This window comes from Rhodococcus sp. T7, from assembly GCF_009872365.1.
GTDB lineage: Bacteria > Actinomycetota > Actinomycetes > Mycobacteriales > Mycobacteriaceae > Rhodococcus_F.
On record NZ_WXYH01000383.1, the window covers coordinates 1 to 16,699 of the forward strand.

Below are 16,699 nucleotides of genomic sequence, written 5' to 3' on the forward strand. Positions count from 1 at the left end.
GGAGATGGCGCAGGAGGAAACCCCGGACCCCGGCGACGCCGCTGACGGCTTCGCTTCGACCCGCTGATCCGGGGGCGACCCATGACGACCATTCGGGTGGTTCTCGACGGGTGCGTCCTGCTTTCGCAGGTCCTCAACAACCTGCTGCTGACCCTGGCCGACGCCGAGTTGTTCCGGCCGGTGTGGACGCCGGATCTGCTCGACGAGGTGGAGCGCGACCTGGCCGGGGAGAGGTTCGGCAAGTCGCAGGAGCAGGCGGCGCGGCGGGTCCGGCAGATGCGCAGGGGCGCCGACGAGCAGATCGACTCGTTGCCGCCCAGAGGTCCGGCAGACGTACCGCAGCTTCGTGCGATGGATCCGGCCGAACGGGTGCGGGTGCTCGGGCACACAGATCTGGGGAATGCGGTGTGGGCGTTCCTGATGACGGTGTGTGAGGACGGGGATCTGCTGTCGGTATGACCGAATGTGGATCCGGACTTCCGGGCGGTGCTCGCGCAGAACTGGGTGCGCGACAACCATTATCAGGATCACCGTCGACGGTTGGGATGGTGAGACGGTCGCGGCGGCCCTTGCGGGGCCGGTGCCGGATCCGGCGACGTGGGGAATCGGATCAGCGACCAGGATGGTCGCCCCGGGGGTCGGGTCGCTCTACGTGCTCGACGCCTCGGCGCTGGAGGGCGGCCTGTGGCAGCCGAACGATCCCCGGTCCGTGTGCCCGGTCCTCATGCATCTCGTCGACGGGCATTGGCTGGTACGGAATCTGGGGTCGGAGTCGGACCCCACGGGGTGAATGGTTGCCAACCCCGGGGTGCCTATCGCGCGGCGCGGCGAGGCCTCACGCTGGTGGAACGCCCGGGAGTCCGGGAGTTCCACGTATGGCTGTACTCCACGACGTATTCGAGGGCGCACAATGTATTTCGACTTCCGTGACAAGCCCGACCGTCTCTGTGTCAAAGAGATGGTTCATGGCTACAACATATCCAGCTGCTTGTTCGTAGCCGTCGAGCTGGAGCTCGCCGATCTGCTGGCGGCGGGCCCACTGGCGCTTGTCGATCTCGCACGACGAAGTGGAACTGATCCCGATGCGCTGAAGCGGATCCTCCGCCTACTCATGAGTGCCGGGGTCTTCTCCGTGGACGAGCAGGACACGTGCGCACTCACGCCACGAGCCGAGTTCTTGCGCAGGGATCATCCGGATTCGATCGCAAGCGAGGTGGAGCTCTTCGCCGGCGCAGAAACGTACCTGGCCTGGAGCGGACTGCTTCATTGCGCTCGCACGGGACAGACAGGATTCGGCCAGTACTTCGGCAAATCCCTCTTCGAGTACCTGGCCGAGCACCCCGACTCCGCCCAGCGCTTCCATCTGGGCTGGCACGAGATCTCGATCCGCGCCGGTCTCGAGACCGCGGAAGCGGTCGATTTCACGGACAATCGGCACGTCGTCGATGTCGGCGGTGGCTACGGCATCGTGACCGCCCAGCTGTTGCGCACACACGATCATCTGCGGGGCACGATCTACGACCTGGAGTTCTCGCTGGCCAGGGCCGGTCACACCTTGCGGGAATACGGCGTCGACGAGCGTTGTGGCATCGTGCCCGGCGACGGTTTCACAGAGGTGCCCGGTGGGGGCGACGTCCACCTGCTCAAGAGCGTTCTGCACACGATGAACGACGACGACTCGGTACGCGTCCTCACCAATTGCGTGACCGCACTCGAGCCCGGCGGCAGGATCCTGGTCCTGGAGCGGGTGATCAGCGAGGACGGCGGATACGTCTGGGGAAATGTGGTGGACGTCGCCATGCTGGTCATGACGGGCGGCCGGGAGCGAACCATTAACGACTACGCGCGCCTGTACGAACGCGCAGGTCTCGGGCTCACCGGCAGTACGCTCCTGCCCTGCGGTTTCAGCGTGATCGAGGGCCGCAAGTGAGACCGGCCGGACGAGTACGACCTCCGGGAATCAGCGGACCTCGGGGAGCTGGGTCGGCATGGCTCACATATTGATCGTCGGCGGGCATGACGAGACTTTCCGTATGATCGAAGATCTACCGATCGAGCTGTCTGTGTTTCAGAATTCCGAATCGGTCACCGCGCAGCAGGCCAGGCGCGCCCACCGGCTGTGCGTATTCGACTACCGCAACCGGACAGAGGCGCTCAGCAGGGCGCGGGCGCTGCACGAGTTCAAACGCATCGATGCCGTCGTGTCATTCACCGAGCACGGCCTCATGCCGGCCGCCGTGATCAAAGAGGCCCTCGGCATCAAGGGCAATGCGCGGGAAGCCGTCCGGTTGACCCGCGACAAGATCGCCATGCGCGAGCACCTGGCCGGCCGTGATCTCGGAGCTGTGCTGACCCGAAGCTGCCATTCGTCCGCCGAGGTACGGAGCTTCCTTCAGTCGGTGGGTGGCCCGATTATCGTCAAGCCGGCTGAAGGCGCAGGCAGCTCCGGTGTTTTTCGCGTCTCCAGCCTCGACCAGGTCGAATCCGCATTCGCCCGCTCTCGCGGCGAGTACCCCGGGCCGACCCTCGTCGAGGAGTTCATCGACGGCCCCGAATACAGCGTCGAATCCCTCAGCACGGATGGCAGGCACGACATCATTGCAGTGACCGCAAAAACCACCACCGGCCCGCCAGGGTATATCGAAACCGGTCATCTGATGCCGGCCGTGCTCGCGGCATCGGCCCTTGCCGAGCTCCGCGGACTCGTCACCGATTTCCTGAGTTCCATCGGTCATTCCTTCGGGCCGGCCCATACCGAAGTGCGTTTCGGCCCGGCCGGACCCCGGATCATCGAGGGAAATACCCGTCCCGGAGGCGATTTCATCTGGGAGCTGGTGCTCCGTGCGATGGGTCGCGATCTGGTCCGGGAATCGATCTGTCATCTTGCCGGGCTGCCGCCGCAATCGCGAACACCCGGGCACGGTGCAGGCTGCGTCGCATTCTTTGGTTACGAGAATGTGGTGATCGAACGCGTGCAGGGCATCGAGGCCGCGCGTGAGGCCGAGGGGATAATCCGCCTGCAGTGTTCTCTCGAACCAGGGCAACGACTCGGTCCGCTCCGGTCCTCTGCGGATCGTCAAGGTGTCATTGTCGCCGTCGGCACTGATCTCGTGGACGCCGAGCGCCGGTTGGCTCAGGCGCAGGATCGGATTCGGGTGGAGACGAGCCCGCTTCCGCACTGACCGGGCAGATTCAGGTACTGCACGGTCAGCGAGGTGTGGGGCATTGCGGGGGCTGCTCGATCGGTATTACTTGCACCGTTGTCAAGATTTCGCGAATGAGTGATGTCACTTCAAAGCTCGACCGGCCGGCGACGATGCCGCTGACGGGCAATTCGAAATCGAGATAGCTAACGGTCTCCGGAAGAGAAGCACCCGCATCCAGCTCCTTCCATCGAACAACATCTGGGTGGGCCTGAAATCTTTCACCACCCGATATCGCGCAGTACCGCGACGGAAGCAGGTGACCCGGGAACATGAAATCTCCGTAGAACTTGCTGCTCGCCGTCGTTTCGAACCACCGTTTCAGTGGATTGATTTCGACAGGTGACCAATCGAGGTTGCACGCCAAACCGGCTGCGACCAAGTCGATGCCCGTGGCAAGCCGAAAAGTCTCCTTGATATGTCCGCCGCCGGCGCGCGCGCCGACCTCCAGGAAAACCATTCCATCTGCGGCCTCGATCATTTCGAGATGAAACGGGCCATTGTCGATACCCACAGCCCGAAGGTATTCGACCGCTTCCTTGCAGCGCCCACCGTCGTCGTCGACTTGAATCGATCCCTGCGGAACTCCCTGTGCAAACTCGAGGCACGTGCCCAGATATCTGCTGGCAACGATCGCCACCGGCGCACCGGCAAGCATCACGCCATCGAAGTGGAAGATCGGCCCCTCCACATATTCTTCGAGCTGGAAACGCTCAGGATCCCAGTCCTCCGTCGGGTGATCGAGAATCGCAGTGCCGGCGTCAGCGTAGGTGGCGAAAACGAAAACATCCTTGCTGGCAGTTCCATCGAGTGGTTTGAGCACCGTCTTCCCGGCCCAAGGAACGACATCGGCGGACGAAGCGGTGAGCGCCTCATCGCAGCGAACAAATCTGGGCACGCGAAGTCCGCTTCCTGCGACCGCGGCTTTCATCGCTACCTTGTCGTTCACGATGTGGACCTGCTCCGGTGATACCCCTTCCACTCCGAGGCTCCGCCTTATCTGCGCTGCATCCATCATCTCGTATTGGGAGACGCTGATGACTCTGTCGAAGGAATCGTCGGGGGAGAACAGGGTGCGAACTTCCTCGGCCAGACCTGCTCGACCCGGCCGTTCAACCCTCGTGCAGGGAAGGTCGGGCGGCACGGTAGCAAGTTGCGCGCCTGTGCCCACGTAGACGACATCGTGAATTCCATGATCTATTACACGATGGTATTCGATGAAGGAATACGGAACGCGATGGAGGATGAGCAGTTTCATTCAGAAGACCCCGCTGGATGGAATACCGATCGGCGAATTGGACTTTCACCTTCCAGTACTATCCCGGGCTGACGGACGTGAAGCTAGGAACCCTGGGGGGAAGGATCGCCCACCTTGCGTGGTCGTCATCGAATTGCGGACCGGCCGTCAGTCAGGTGCCGATACTCGGTTGCAATCGCATCGACCACTGCGGACTTCGCATACCGGATCTCGTCGATGCCGGAAACCCCCATGATTTCGATCGCAGTGCCACACAGAAATGCGGCGTCGAACGATCCGATCTCGCCGTATGCGATGTCGCGTTCCGTTACCGAGAGCTTCAGTCGCGGACACAGCTCATCGATGATCACCCTTCGGGTGATCCCGTCGAGGGCTAATTCGGCAGTGGGCGTGAACAATGCGTCTCCCTTGACGAAGAACACGTTCGAGCCGCTCGACTCGCACACAGCGTCGGCTGTGGAGAGAAAGAGCACATCATCGTAGCCGTCGTCCCGCTGGCGGTGGCTCAAGTAGCTCAACGCGTAGGTAGACGACGTTTTCGCCTGATACGGGTGGCACGAGGCGGGCGCACGCCGCCACGTTGCCGTCGAGAGCCGATATTGCTCCGCGCCCGAATTCGAAGGAAAGGGCAGGGCAAACAGGACCACCTTGCTGGAAGAGCCCTGCGCCTTGAAACTCACATCGGTGTCGTCATAGAAGACCAAGCACTTGATGTACGCATCGGCCAGACCGTTGGCCCGCACCAATTCGTGGCAAGCATCGGCCAAGTCCGAATTCGAATAGTGCAGGGTGTGACCGAACAACTCGGCGGACCGCCGCAATCTGGCTATGTGGTCGTCACACTTGAAGATGCTTCCGCCGTACGTGCGGATACCGTCGAACACCGACGTGGCATACGACAACCCATGGGTCGCAGGTGACAGGCTCACCTCGTCGAATCGGACGCATCTTCCATCTACCCAGGCAATTTCGTTGATCATCTCAGTCTCCATGTCGCGATTTCGCGAATTCCTGCATTGCCTGTGCACGCCTTGTGTTGACCGGAATCAGCCAGTTGTCCAGGTCGACAATGTGGATTGCGCCTACCCGGGCCTTGGCGTCGATGGCCCCTCGGCCGAGGCAGATGTCCGCGAAACCAAGCCGATCCGCGAAACGATACATGTGATAGTAGTCGGCGATGTACAGATTCAACCCGCGCGGAATCCGGTCATGGTCGAGTCCCCGAACGAGTTTCGTAAACACGCCACGGTGATCGTCGGCGTAGCTCAGGGATCCGGCCAATGGAGTATTCGAAGACTTGTCGTAGTCCAGCTTCACGAAGTATTTCTCACCTTCGGACGAGCGTGCCAGCATACGCAGCACATCGCTCGTATAGAGGTTCTTGGCGTGTCCGTATTTGGCCACGTTCATTGCCTGGAGGCCGGCGAAATCGCGCAGGATTCGATTGTCTTCCGCCACGTTCGAGAGACGGTGTATCTCGATTGTGCACGCCGCCTCAGCCTTCCTCGTGAGTCTGACGATTGATTTGTATTGACTCGCTCCGACCGCTGTTCGGAGGGCGAGGTCCACATTTCGCGAAGACCGGAAGAACGCCGCCTTCATGAATGGAACTGCAATGACGTCGTCGCGCCGACGGCGATCGGATCTGCGAAGAGAAGGGACCAGCAACCAGTCGGCGGTTGATGCCAGGCTCGACAACTCCGCCAGTGCCCGATCGTCGGGCTCGTCGCACACGGGCATGTAGAAGTATCCGGGTGCGACGTACGCTCGCTCGTGATGAAGGGCGTCATCGCTGCTCACGCTGCCCTGGAGCACCGCGTTCCAGTGCGCGATGTTCCTCAGCGGAAGTTGTGGCCGTGGAACGTTGTGACTGTTACAGAACGCATTGCGTTGAGGCAGCCATTCCATGGTCTTCCTCCTTTCCATTCCAGTTCCGATCGGCTGTCGTGCGCGACTGGGCAGAATACTCGAGGAGGCGTCGCTCGCCGTTGAAGTGGAAGACTCGGTTGGCAAGTTCGGTCAGCTCCGGGTTGTGCGTGATGATGAAGAAAAGCGTGTCCGGCAAGGCAGAGATCAAGGCTCGCAGTATCGAGAGCTCTGCTCCTGTACTCAACTCGGAAGTCGCTTCGTCGAGAATTGCGATCGCCGGGCGATTGATCAACAGGTCGAGGAGCGCCAGCCGCTGCAGTTCCGTCTTGCTCAAATTCAACTGACCGGTGGCGGGGACGGGCTCGTCGAATCCGGACGGTAATCGCCCGACGACGTCCGCCACGTCGAGATAGTCGACGACGCGAGCCAATTCGAGCGGTAACGGGCTGTTGAAATGTTCGATCAGTCGTCCTGGCTTGAAGATCGGACTCGACGTCAGTAGGAGGATGTCTTCGGCGTGGGAATTCGAGACGTATCCCGTCGTCTGGCCCAATGTCGAGAGGACGCCCGTTGTCGGCTGCAGACTGCCGACAACCAGCTTCGCAAATGTCGACTTCCCGACCCCGCTCGGGCCCATGACGACCACGACGTCTCGGCTGGCGAACGACTCTGAAAGCTCCTCCAGCAGAACCGCCCCGGTGTGCGGCGCGACGTACGCTACCTCCGACAGCGACACGAGCGCTGCGGCTTCAACTGCTGAGCCGGTCCGGCACGGCGACGGGCCGATCGGAGGCGTGAGGAGACGATCTGCGCTGTCGAGAACCTGCCTGAGGTCGACCAGACAACGGCCCGCTCGGGCGAAAACAGCGATGAGGCTGTACGAGAGACTGAGCGCGAGAACACTGCTGAGGTTGGATCCGCCGCCGACCTGGACAAACACGGTTGAACCGATAACGACCGACAGGAAGAGCACACCCATCAGGTCGAGCTTGTAATTGAACCAGCGGCGCGCGCCCGCATTGTCCATCGAAGCGAAGGCGCGATTCATCAAACTCTTGTTCAGCCAATTGACGAGGGCCGAGTTGTCGCGTGCCAAGTCGAATCTCGCTGAACTCCAGGTAATGGCCTCGACCTGCTCCAACACGGTCGACGTCGTACCGATCTCACTATCGTTGAACTTCTGTAGTCGCCTTCCTGATCGCTTCGAACTGTGCCAGTAGGCGAAGCACATCCCGGCAAGGGGAAGCAGGACGAAAATGTTCTTGCTCAATACGAACGCGGTGGTCGTGAGCAGCAGCGTCACCGCACCCAGCGTATTCAGAAGTACTTCTGGCAGAAGTTCGTCGATACGTCGTTGATCCCACGTCAGTTTGCTCTGATAGTCCTTGTCGACCTCGTCGAAGGCCGACCTGGAGGGCTTTGGACTCATGACGGTCGAGAAGTAACTCCGACATTTTCGGGATGCCGCCATGATGCTGCGCTTGACTACAAGTAAGGAGGTGAAAATCGACAGGAGTGCCCCGGCCGACAGTGCAGCGATGAGGGTTGTCGCTGCTGTCCGCGCATTCGTGGTCGAAATTCCGCTGGCCGCTGTGTAGTCACCGACAATCGTCAGAACGTCACGGCACGCAAACAGGACGCATGCAACAACCGCGACCTTCGCGACGCCCAGGCTCATCAGACTGCGGCGCGACGAGGTCGAGGATTCCGGTCGGTCCATGGCCTGGGGACGGCGACCGACCGACCGATCCTCCTGAGCGAGCCACTTTTTGCGGTCTCGAACAGGATTCGCCGCACGTGGTGTGAGGTTTCGTATCACCTCCACGACCTCGCCTCCGGCCACAACCCATATCTCGTCTGCAGCTTCTTTTTCATCGGGCTTGTCCGTCGCATAAACGACCGTGGTGTCGTGCCACGGCCCGCGCAGAAGCGAGGCCAACAGTCCACGCGCCAGGTCGTCGTTCAGCCCTGACGTGGGCTGATCCAGGTACACGAACTTTGGTTCGGCCAATATTGCCCGTGCCAGTTCCAGCCGCTTCCCCTGCCCACGGGACAAGTCCCATCCCTCGGTCCGGTCGCGTGACTTGCTCGAGAGGTAGTCGCCGTAGAAGGTTTCGGGAAGCCGGGACAGTGTCAGGGCGCGACGGGCCTCGTCGTCCGTGAATTCGCTTCGATAGAGACACAAATTCTCGTAGAGCCCGCCAGGGAATATCCACGGTTCATCCGGTACGAAGAGCGTTTTGTCGTTCACTTGGCTGCTCCGGCGTGCACCGATTCTCAGAACGGTTGTCTTGCCACTGCCTGCGGCGCCGACGACGGCGATGTGCTTCGCCGTTGTCGCCGGTAGGCGCGTTGCCGTCGCATCGGTGTCCAGCGGAGGGGGACTGGAAAGATACTTCGCGACGTTGGTGTGCCCGACGATGCCCTGGGACAGGCTCTGAACAATGAAGGGGATATTGTTGGCGACGGATTTCAAACCTCCGACCAGCGCCATCGTGGACAACAGACCCGCTGGATCGACGTAACCAACGTGGGCCAACTGCGTAAACACCGCGGCAAGCATGGCAACGATCGGAGTGAGCGTCGATATGAGATTGATCCGCGCGACGAGACGCGCGGCTTTCAGAAGCGCGCGCTCCTCGTCGCCTCGCTTGTCGGAATAGCGCCGAAACAGTTCGTCGTTCCAGTTCTTGAGCCACGTGAGCAGGCGATTGTTCAGCGAGAACAGGCCGACTTCGATGCGATCTGCCGCCGTCGCGGACAGCGCAGCATGCGCGGCATTCAATTGTTTTGCGTTCCAGTAGATCACCACGGAACTGACGAGAATCACCGATAGTGCTGCCAGAGCACTCGGTCCCAGCGCCACGAAGAAGTACGCGGAGGTGAAGGTGATGGTTGCGAGTGCAAGAATGATGAAAATCAGTCCCGACCACGCATTTTCGACGCGTGCTGCCTCCCGGTCCAGCAGCGTGACCAGGTCGGCCGGTTGGCCGGAAGGGGTAACGCTGCGCTTCTTGCGCAGCAGCCGTTGTTCGACGTATGTCCGGGCTCCGATGCCCACCACGTCGGCTTGCATGAAGGTGTGATTCAACGCAAGCCACGCCAAGTACGTCAGCACGATGCAGGTGATACCGAGCGTGAGGTTCGTCGTCAGCGCTGAACCGCCGGCGACGAGGTGCTGGATCAGCGATTTCAGCGTGATCGCAGCACCGAAGGCGCATCCTGCATTGATCGCGATGGCCACGAGCCCGAGCATGATGTCACGACGAAGTCCGCCGAAGACGGATCTGCTGAGTCGTTCGCCTCGGGGCGCGTTCACGCTGTCCCGCTGCGCGGCGTCACACCACCGCTGCCATCTGGCAAGGTGCGAGGCGTTGGACGAGGGGGTGAGCCGAGTTCGGGGTTCGGGAACCTCGAACCAAACGATTTTCCTGAGGACGCTCAGCATGTGGAGTATGTGGGGACCGCCGTGTCGGCCAGAGCGATCGACGCGATTCTGTCGCACAATTGCGTGATCATCTTCCATCCCTCGGCGAGTGCTTCGCGGAGTTCACGGATCTCGGCCTGCGTTGCTCGATCGAGCAGATCGATACCCATGCTCACGTGCTGACCGTCGTCTTCTCCGTGCTCTTGGAAGTGCGGAATTGCCGGAAACGCTCGCGCCGCTTCCCGGTGCCAGATCTCACCACTACCTTCCAGCACCACATGCATCAGCAGAGTGCGCACCATGTCGCTCCGGTACAGCATTTGATGCCTGAACCACTCCATTGTCGATACGAACGTCTCATCGGTGACCGGCGCGTGCGCTGACCCCCGTTGGTTGCGCAGGTTGTCGTTGTGACCCAGTTCCTCGACCAGATGGTCGAGCGCCACCTGCTTGTGCGCAGTATCGGTAGTCATCGCGACACGCAGGTGCAGCAGGTCCTGAAACACGTCCGACCAGGTTTGCTGGCAGTCGAGCAGCCGTTCCCGAACGTGTGGGTTGTCGAACGAGGGGTCGTCGATCAGCCGCAACAGGTTGCTGGTTCCGAATTGCTGCAGGTACTTCTCATTGTCCGCCAGGAGCACAGCCGCCGGATTCGGTACCTCGCGTGCAAACATCGCGTTGGGCTTCTCGGCGTTCTCGTAGAGTGCCTTGCCGTTGAACTGGATCGAGAGCGCCCAGAAACCGTCCCGGGTTCCTTCGAAGCCGTGCCAGGAGTCGCCGGGGACGAGGATCATGTCTCCCGCACCGACCTCCTGCTCTGCACTGCCCAGCGTTCGACCGGAGCCCTCGCAGATCAGGATCAGGCTGGGCTCCGGGTGCTTGTGCACCGCCAGCACCTCACCGCACTCCAACCTGACCCAGCTGATCGCCAAATTGCTGGAGGTAGGAATGAATTGCGCCAACTGAGGATGCCGGCTGAATATCTTGACGACACCCAGGTTGTGGATGTTCCCGCCGACAACGGCTTCGTTGATCGTCTCGAGTGCGCTTCTGGCGATGATGTGCATAGATTCTTCCTTCTCTGGGATCGACCGGCCTCGAGTTCCGTAGCGCTCCCAATCCTGGGCACGTGCCTGCCGGCCGCACAGGCACCCCAGGGTTGAAAATGTCACCCCCTCAGGCGGAAAGGGTGTCGAGAAGTCTCCCTAGGGTGTCTATCCGCATTCGCCGCGCGCCGCCGAAGATAGCTGAACACCGCAGTACGGATGAGAGGCGAGTTTCGCATTGATTTCCGAAACGTTGCTCGAAGCCGAGCAGAAATTTGTTCGTTCCGGCGTGATCGGCGTCGGGGGCACGTGCCTTCAGGCTGCTGAAGCGACGACCGATGAATTGTCCGGCCGCAATATCGAGAATGCGCTCCGGCAATGGGAATCGGGGCACGCGGAGTTTCCCCACTCGGCTGTCGCGGCCCACTATCAGACAGTCGGGCGTAACGGGGTCCGGCCCCACCTGGTCGCCATGCTGCGACACTTCCATGGCACCAACCGTGCGCATCATGTTCTCGGTGCCTGGCTACCGATGACGTTCGACGCCCAGAACGGCGACTACCTGTCCTATGTCGGGCTCGACTATTTCGACCAGGTCGTCCGGTCCGATGACGCGCAGCGCGTGGACGCATTCGTTGCTGCCGCGGCCATGGACCTCGCGTTGCTGGAGGCGCGCGCCCTCGGGAGGTCGGCACATGCACCCCAGGTGGCCAGGGCGCGCGCAGCGACACGGGTCGTGACCCAACTCGACAGGCTCGCACCCGACTTCGCGCTCGATCCTTCCGTAGCTGCGGCCGGCCTTGCGGCATTGGCTCAGCCGGGCGCCGACTACAGTGCGTTTGCTTCGGTCGCCGCGCCGGCGCTGAACGGTGTCCCCGAAGAGATCGGCAGTGCAGTTCGGCTGACGTTGTTGCCGACGACGCGCCTGCACGACGAGCAGATGTTCATCCGCTGCATCCAGATCTTCGAAGGTCTGTATCGGCAAGTCGCGACAGCGATTTCGAGGTCGATCGGTGACCTGCGCCACGGTCTAACCGCAGTGGCAAAGGATCGCCTCGACCGGGCATCGATCCGCCTCGAAGCGGTTCCTGCGCTCTTTCGGGTTCTCACGACGATGCCGGTCGACGCCTTCGCGATCATTCGCGGCTTCACCCATGGGCGGAGTGCGGTGCAGTCGCGCGCGTTTCGTGAGATCGAATTCGCCTGCGCTCCACTCGATCCCCGTGACTTTGAGCGCATGGGGAATATCGATGTCGGGGAGGACACGTTGCAGGACGTCTATCTCGCGATGCGGAAATCTCATCCGGATGCAGGCGTTGTCGAGGAGTCGATGCGGCGCCTGGACCGCGCGTGGGTTGCGATGAAGCGCGGCCACTGGGGTATCACCCTGAAAGTCATCGGAACGGTACCTGGTACCGGCGGGACGGCAGGCGCGTCGTATCTGAAAAATGCTGCCATGATGTCACTCTTCCCGCGGCTGTCCGAGGTGGCGTGAACATGAGCGACGTCAACCATCGAGTGAGAAAGCAGATCATGGGGTACATCGTTTCCCAATCTATTTCAGCCGTGTGCGAACTGGGTGTGCCCGACCGGTTGGCGGACGATGCGTGCTCGCTCGGCGATCTCGCGGCGGGCGTGGGTGCCGACGCCGATGCACTCGGTCGATTCCTGCGGGTACTCGTCGCGGAAGGCTTGTTCGAGGAAGACGGTGGAGGACGATTCGCGTTGACGGAGGCCGGTGAGCTTCTGCGCGCGGACACTCCGGGCTCGCTTCGTCACCTGGTCGGCTTGATGTCGAACGAGGCCTACCTCGTGTGGGGGCACGCAGCGCATTCGATCCGAACGGGGAAGGAATCGTTTTCTTCGGCGTTCGGCAAGCCGTACTTCGAATGGTTGTCCGAGAATCCGTCGGCAGCGGATGAGTTCGCACGGGGCCAAGCAGGGCTGGTCGAGTTGCGTTTGCTGCCTTTGCTCGAACACGACTGGTCTGACGTTGGAACGGTCGTCGACGTCGGAGGCGGGACCGGCGCGCTGATCACCCGGTTGCTCGATCGGCACGCGCATCTACGCGGAATTCTGTTCGATCTGCCTCATGTGGTCGCGGAAGCGCCGTCGGAGTTTCGTTCGGCCGGCATCGGTGAACGAACGACAGTCGTGGGCGGAAGTTTCTTCGACGACGTCCCGTGCAGTGGTGACGTGTACGTGCTGTCTCAGATTCTCCACGACTGGGATGACGCGTCCGCCGGCAAGATCCTCGGCAGTTGCCGGCAAGCGATCCCGCCGAGCGGACGGTTGATGATTGTCGAGCAGGTCCTGCCGGAGGCAGCGACAACCCACCCCATGGCTCTGCTGGATCTCCACATGCTGGTTCTCCTGGGAGGTCGTGAGCGCACGATCACCGAATGGCGCCGACTGTTGGCCGACCACGGATTCACGCTGGATTCGATCACGCAAGGTCCCCGGTCGTCCGTCATCGAAGCGGTTCCGGTGTGAGCTAGCTCCCCTCGCCCGCGAGGGCGAAGAGTCCGTCGTCGGTCTGCTCGACGAGTCCGTCGATGAGCAGGGAGTGGAGGGCGCGGTCGCGTTGCCCGGGGTCGTCGAGCCACACCTGGTCGAGCCGGACGCGTTCGACGGGGGTGGTGCTGTCGCGGAGTACGGCCATGAGTTTGCCTCGCACCTGGCGGTCGGTGCCTGCAAATTTCTGGACTTTCCGGCGCTCGCCGGTGTGCGCGGGGCGTCCGGCGTCGACCCAGGCGCAGTTCGGCAGCGGGCAACGGGTGCAGTCGGGGGTGCGGGCGGTGCAGACGGTGGCGCCGAGTTCCATGAGGGCCGCGGAGAACGTGGCGGCGCGGGCGCGGGTCCGGGGGAGCAGAGTGGACACGTCGGCGAGGTCACGGGTTGTCGACGGGTTGCCGGGCTCGGCGCTTCCGTGCACGGCCCTGGCGACCACCCGGCGGACGTTCGTGTCGACGACGGGGACCCGCTGTCCGTAGGCGAAGCAGGCGACGGCTCGTGCGGTGTAGGCGCCGATGCCGGGCAGACCGAGGAGGGTGTCGACGTCGCTCGGCACGACATCACCGTGTTCGGCCGCGAGCACACCGGCGCATTCGTGGAGTCGCAGCGCGCGACGCGGGTAGCCGAGCTTGCCCCATGCGCGCAGGACGTCGGCCTGGCTGGAGGCGGCCATGCGGGACGGGACGGGCCAGCGCTGCACCCATTCCTCCCAGATCGGGGCCACGCGGACGACGGGTGTCTGCTGCAGCATGATCTCGCTCATCAGGATGTGCCAGGCGGTGACGCCGTCGCGGCGCCACGGCAGATCCCGGGCCTCGACCTGGTACCAGTTGATCAGCGCGGAGGAGTCAACGGCCACTTCGTCCTCACAAGTCCCTTCGTTCACTGGTGAAACAGAATTTCCGGGGTCGTCATAATCCCGTCGCGACGGTGCCACACGCCCGGTGCACAATGATCCCATGCCTAATTCGAACCCGGTGTCCGCGTGGAAGGCCCTGCGTCAGGGTAACGACAGATTCGTCAGCGGCACCTCGCTCCATCCCAGCCAGGGCGTCGCCGATCGGGCGAAGCTCGTCGGCGGCCAGCACCCCACGGCCGTCCTGTTCGGTTGCGGAGACTCCCGCGTCGCCGCCGAGATCATCTTCGATCAGGGTCTGGGCGACATGTTCGTCGTCCGCACCGCAGGTCACGTCATCGATGACGCCGTGCTCGGGTCCATCGAGTACGCCGTCGGCGTGTTGAACGTGCCGCTGATCGTCGTGCTCGGTCACGACAGTTGCGGTGCCGTGAAGGCGACGCTCGACGCCCTCGACGACGGCAACGTGCCGCCCGGATTCATCCGCAGCATCGTGGAACGCGTCGCCCCGTCGATCCTCATGGGACGCCGAGAGGGACTCACTACCGTCGACGAACTCGAAGGTCGCCACGTGGTGGAGACCGGTGCGCTGCTCATGCAGCGTTCGCGCATCATCGCGGAGAAGGTGGAGAGCGGCGCGTGCGCCATCGCGGGTGTCACGTACAAGCTGTCCGACGGCCGCACCCACCTGCAGGGCGCCGTCGGTGACATCGGTGAGCTCACGGACTGACCGCGACACGCCGCGCCCGCTGAGCCGTTGCCGCGCGACGCCGAACTACCGTTGACGTCGTGCTGGAACCGAATGGACCGTTGCCCCCCGAGATTTACTGGCGCCGCAGGGCGCTGGCGATCGGCGGCGCCGTGGTCGCGTTGCTGCTCGTGGTGTGGTTGATCAACTCACTGCGTGGTGGCGGTGACTCCGAGACGGATCCGGCGGCAGCGAGTTCGTCGCTGACCACTCCTGTGTCGATTTCCCCGACAGCCTCGGGTTCGTCCACGTCCAGCGGTGGTTCGGGCGGGTCCGGTGGTGGCGGCGGTGGCGCCGCTGCCGCCGGCGGCGAGGCGTCGTCGGGCACGTCCGGTTCGTCGGGGGCGTCGAGCAGCGGCGCCTCCAGCAGCGCGGCCCCCAGCGGTCAGCCGGTCGCCGCGGGACAGTGCCCGGACCAGTCGCTGGCCATCAAGGTGGCGGCCGACAAGCCGACGTACCTGCCCGGTGAGGAACCGAGTTTCACGACGGTCGTCACCAACATCGGCACCACGCCGTGCGAACGCGATCTGGGCAGCAGCCTGCAGCAGGTCCTCGTCTACACGATCGACGGCGCCGTGCGCCTGTGGTCGAACATCGACTGCTTCCCGCAGTCCGCGGCCGACGTGCGGACCCTCGCCGCCGGCGAGCAGGCCCAGTTCACCGTGAAGTGGTCGGCCAAGACGTCCGCTCCCGACTGCCTGACGCAGCCGGAACCCCAGCGTGATCCGGTGGGGCCCGGCGCGTACACGGTGGTCGGCCAGCTCGGTCAGCTCCGCAGCGCGCCGGAGCCGTTCAACCTCAGCTGATCCTCGGTGCGGGGTCGACGCGTGAGCGTCGATCGAATTCCTTGTCGAGGTCGGTGAGGTCGGGGTCGGCGAGCAGCGCCGCGAGCAGAATGCGGGCCTGACCTGCCCTGAGGTCGGTGGAGAACAGTGCCCCCGCCGAGACGAGGTCGTGTCCGCCGCCTCCACCGCCGTACGTGGCGGAGGTCGGGCCGTGCGGCACCCGGGTGGTGACCACCACCGGGATTCCGGCGGACGTGCAGTCGCGGACCGCCTCGACGATCGCAGGGTTCGCATTGCCGGATCCGAGTCCGTCGAGCACCAGCCCCCGGGCCCCGGCCGCCAGGCACGCGTCGATCTGGACGCGGTCCGCCCCTGGGTAGACGGCCACGATGTCGACGCGGGTTCCGGAGATCGGATGCCACGGCAACGGATCGAGGCGTTGAGTCCGCAGGTCGCCGGTGGGTTGGACGGAGTTGGGGTGGACCGATCGGAACGCGTCGAGGGACGTCGTGTCCGCCTTGCGTGTCCCCGACGCCCGGTGCACGGCGCCTCCGAATGCGATGAGAACACCCGCTCCGCGCAGGGCGGGGTCCGTTCCCGCAGCGATCGCGTCGGCCAGGTTGGTCCGGGCGTCGGATTCCGGATGGTCGAAGGTGCGTTGCGCACCAGTGAAGACCACCGGCCGCGGGTCGGTGTGGTGGAGGTCGACCAGGAACGCGGTCTCCTCCATGGTGTCGGTTCCGTGCAGCACGACCACCGCGTCGAGATCGGGGTCGTTCAGTTCCGAGGCGACGGCGTCGCGGACCCGGTCCATGTCGGCGAACGTCATGCTCGAACTGTCCTTCGACATCACGTCGACGACGCGGAGTTCCGTCCCGGTCCGGGCAGTGCCCAGCAGGTCGAAGCCTGCGACCACCGGCCTGCTGACACCTTGCCCGTCCCGCCTGCTGGCGATGGTGCCTCCGGTGGTGACGACGGCGACTTTCGGCACTG

Annotated in this window: 15 protein-coding genes; 8 read left to right on the forward strand and 7 right to left on the reverse strand. The window is 63.2% G+C overall.

Annotated elements, in window-relative coordinates; translation table 11 throughout:
• Positions 1-81: 81 nt before the first annotated feature.
• The 4 genes from MLGJGCBP_RS52485 to MLGJGCBP_RS42350 all read left to right on the forward strand — a co-directional run bounded on the left by MLGJGCBP_RS52485 (position 82) and on the right by MLGJGCBP_RS42350 (position 3,182).
• Entirely contained in the window at positions 82-459 is a 378-nt protein-coding gene (locus MLGJGCBP_RS52485; RefSeq protein ID WP_236581681.1) for a PIN domain-containing protein, read from the forward strand.
• A gap of 163 nt (positions 460-622) precedes the next feature.
• A complete protein-coding gene (locus tag MLGJGCBP_RS52490) occupies positions 623-790 on the forward strand; it encodes a hypothetical protein (RefSeq protein WP_236581682.1) in 168 nt (55 codons plus the stop codon).
• Between the two features lie 120 nt (positions 791-910).
• On the forward strand, positions 911-1,930 hold the full coding sequence (locus MLGJGCBP_RS42345; RefSeq protein WP_087559745.1) for a methyltransferase: 1,020 nt from the start codon (positions 911-913) through the stop codon (positions 1,928-1,930).
• Positions 1,931-1,988: 58 nt separating this feature from the next.
• Positions 1,989-3,182 (forward strand): ATP-grasp domain-containing protein, encoded by a 1,194-nt coding sequence (locus MLGJGCBP_RS42350; protein ID WP_160103591.1) that lies wholly within the window; start codon positions 1,989-1,991, stop codon positions 3,180-3,182.
• 25 nt (positions 3,183-3,207) lie between these two features.
• Here MLGJGCBP_RS42350 and MLGJGCBP_RS42355 read toward each other — a convergent pair whose 3' ends face one another.
• The 5 genes from MLGJGCBP_RS42355 to MLGJGCBP_RS42375 form a co-directional block, all read right to left on the reverse strand.
• A complete protein-coding gene (locus tag MLGJGCBP_RS42355; protein ID WP_160103593.1) occupies positions 3,208-4,461 on the reverse strand; it encodes an ATP-grasp domain-containing protein in 1,254 nt (417 codons plus the stop codon).
• Between the two features lie 125 nt (positions 4,462-4,586).
• Positions 4,587-5,441, reverse strand: coding sequence for an aminotransferase class IV (locus MLGJGCBP_RS42360; RefSeq protein WP_160103595.1), 855 nt, complete (start codon positions 5,439-5,441; stop codon positions 4,587-4,589).
• A 1-nt stretch (position 5,442) separates the two neighbouring features.
• Positions 5,443-6,369, reverse strand: a complete 927-nt coding sequence (locus MLGJGCBP_RS42365) for a hypothetical protein (protein ID WP_160103597.1) — start codon at positions 6,367-6,369, stop codon at positions 5,443-5,445.
• Positions 6,335-9,778: an ATP-binding cassette domain-containing protein gene (locus tag MLGJGCBP_RS42370; protein ID WP_160103599.1), complete on the reverse strand. Its 3,444-nt coding sequence runs from the start codon at positions 9,776-9,778 to the stop codon at positions 6,335-6,337. The genes MLGJGCBP_RS42365 and MLGJGCBP_RS42370 overlap by 35 nt, the downstream gene beginning before the upstream one ends.
• Positions 9,772-10,824: a cupin domain-containing protein gene (locus tag MLGJGCBP_RS42375; RefSeq protein ID WP_160103601.1), complete on the reverse strand. Its 1,053-nt coding sequence runs from the start codon at positions 10,822-10,824 to the stop codon at positions 9,772-9,774. Before MLGJGCBP_RS42375 ends, MLGJGCBP_RS42370 begins: the two co-directional genes overlap by 7 nt.
• Before the next feature lie 217 nt (positions 10,825-11,041).
• Between MLGJGCBP_RS42375 and MLGJGCBP_RS42380 the strand changes: the two genes are divergently transcribed.
• Positions 11,042-12,298, forward strand: coding sequence for a hypothetical protein (locus MLGJGCBP_RS42380; RefSeq protein ID WP_160103603.1), 1,257 nt, complete (start codon positions 11,042-11,044; stop codon positions 12,296-12,298).
• A 2-nt stretch (positions 12,299-12,300) separates the two neighbouring features.
• Positions 12,301-13,296, forward strand: coding sequence for a methyltransferase (locus MLGJGCBP_RS42385; RefSeq protein WP_160103605.1), 996 nt, complete (start codon positions 12,301-12,303; stop codon positions 13,294-13,296).
• Between the two features lies 1 nt (position 13,297).
• On the opposite strand, the gene MLGJGCBP_RS42390 is transcribed toward MLGJGCBP_RS42385, so the two are convergent.
• The gene (locus MLGJGCBP_RS42390) at positions 13,298-14,176 is read right to left on the reverse strand and encodes an A/G-specific adenine glycosylase (protein WP_160103607.1); all 879 of its coding nucleotides are present in this window, start codon (positions 14,174-14,176) and stop codon (positions 13,298-13,300) included.
• A 100-nt stretch (positions 14,177-14,276) separates the two neighbouring features.
• Here MLGJGCBP_RS42390 and MLGJGCBP_RS42395 point away from each other — a divergent pair, with 100 nt between their 5' ends.
• On the forward strand, positions 14,277-14,903 hold the full coding sequence (locus tag MLGJGCBP_RS42395) for a carbonic anhydrase (protein WP_087559736.1): 627 nt from the start codon (positions 14,277-14,279) through the stop codon (positions 14,901-14,903).
• Between the two features lie 59 nt (positions 14,904-14,962).
• Positions 14,963-15,727 (forward strand): hypothetical protein, encoded by a 765-nt coding sequence (locus MLGJGCBP_RS42400; RefSeq protein ID WP_087559735.1) that lies wholly within the window; start codon positions 14,963-14,965, stop codon positions 15,725-15,727.
• Here the strand turns inward: MLGJGCBP_RS42400 and MLGJGCBP_RS42405 are convergent.
• Positions 15,720-16,697 (reverse strand): asparaginase, encoded by a 978-nt coding sequence (locus tag MLGJGCBP_RS42405; protein ID WP_160103609.1) that lies wholly within the window; start codon positions 16,695-16,697, stop codon positions 15,720-15,722. The genes MLGJGCBP_RS42400 and MLGJGCBP_RS42405 overlap by 8 nt on opposite strands.
• Positions 16,698-16,699: the final 2 nt, after the last annotated feature.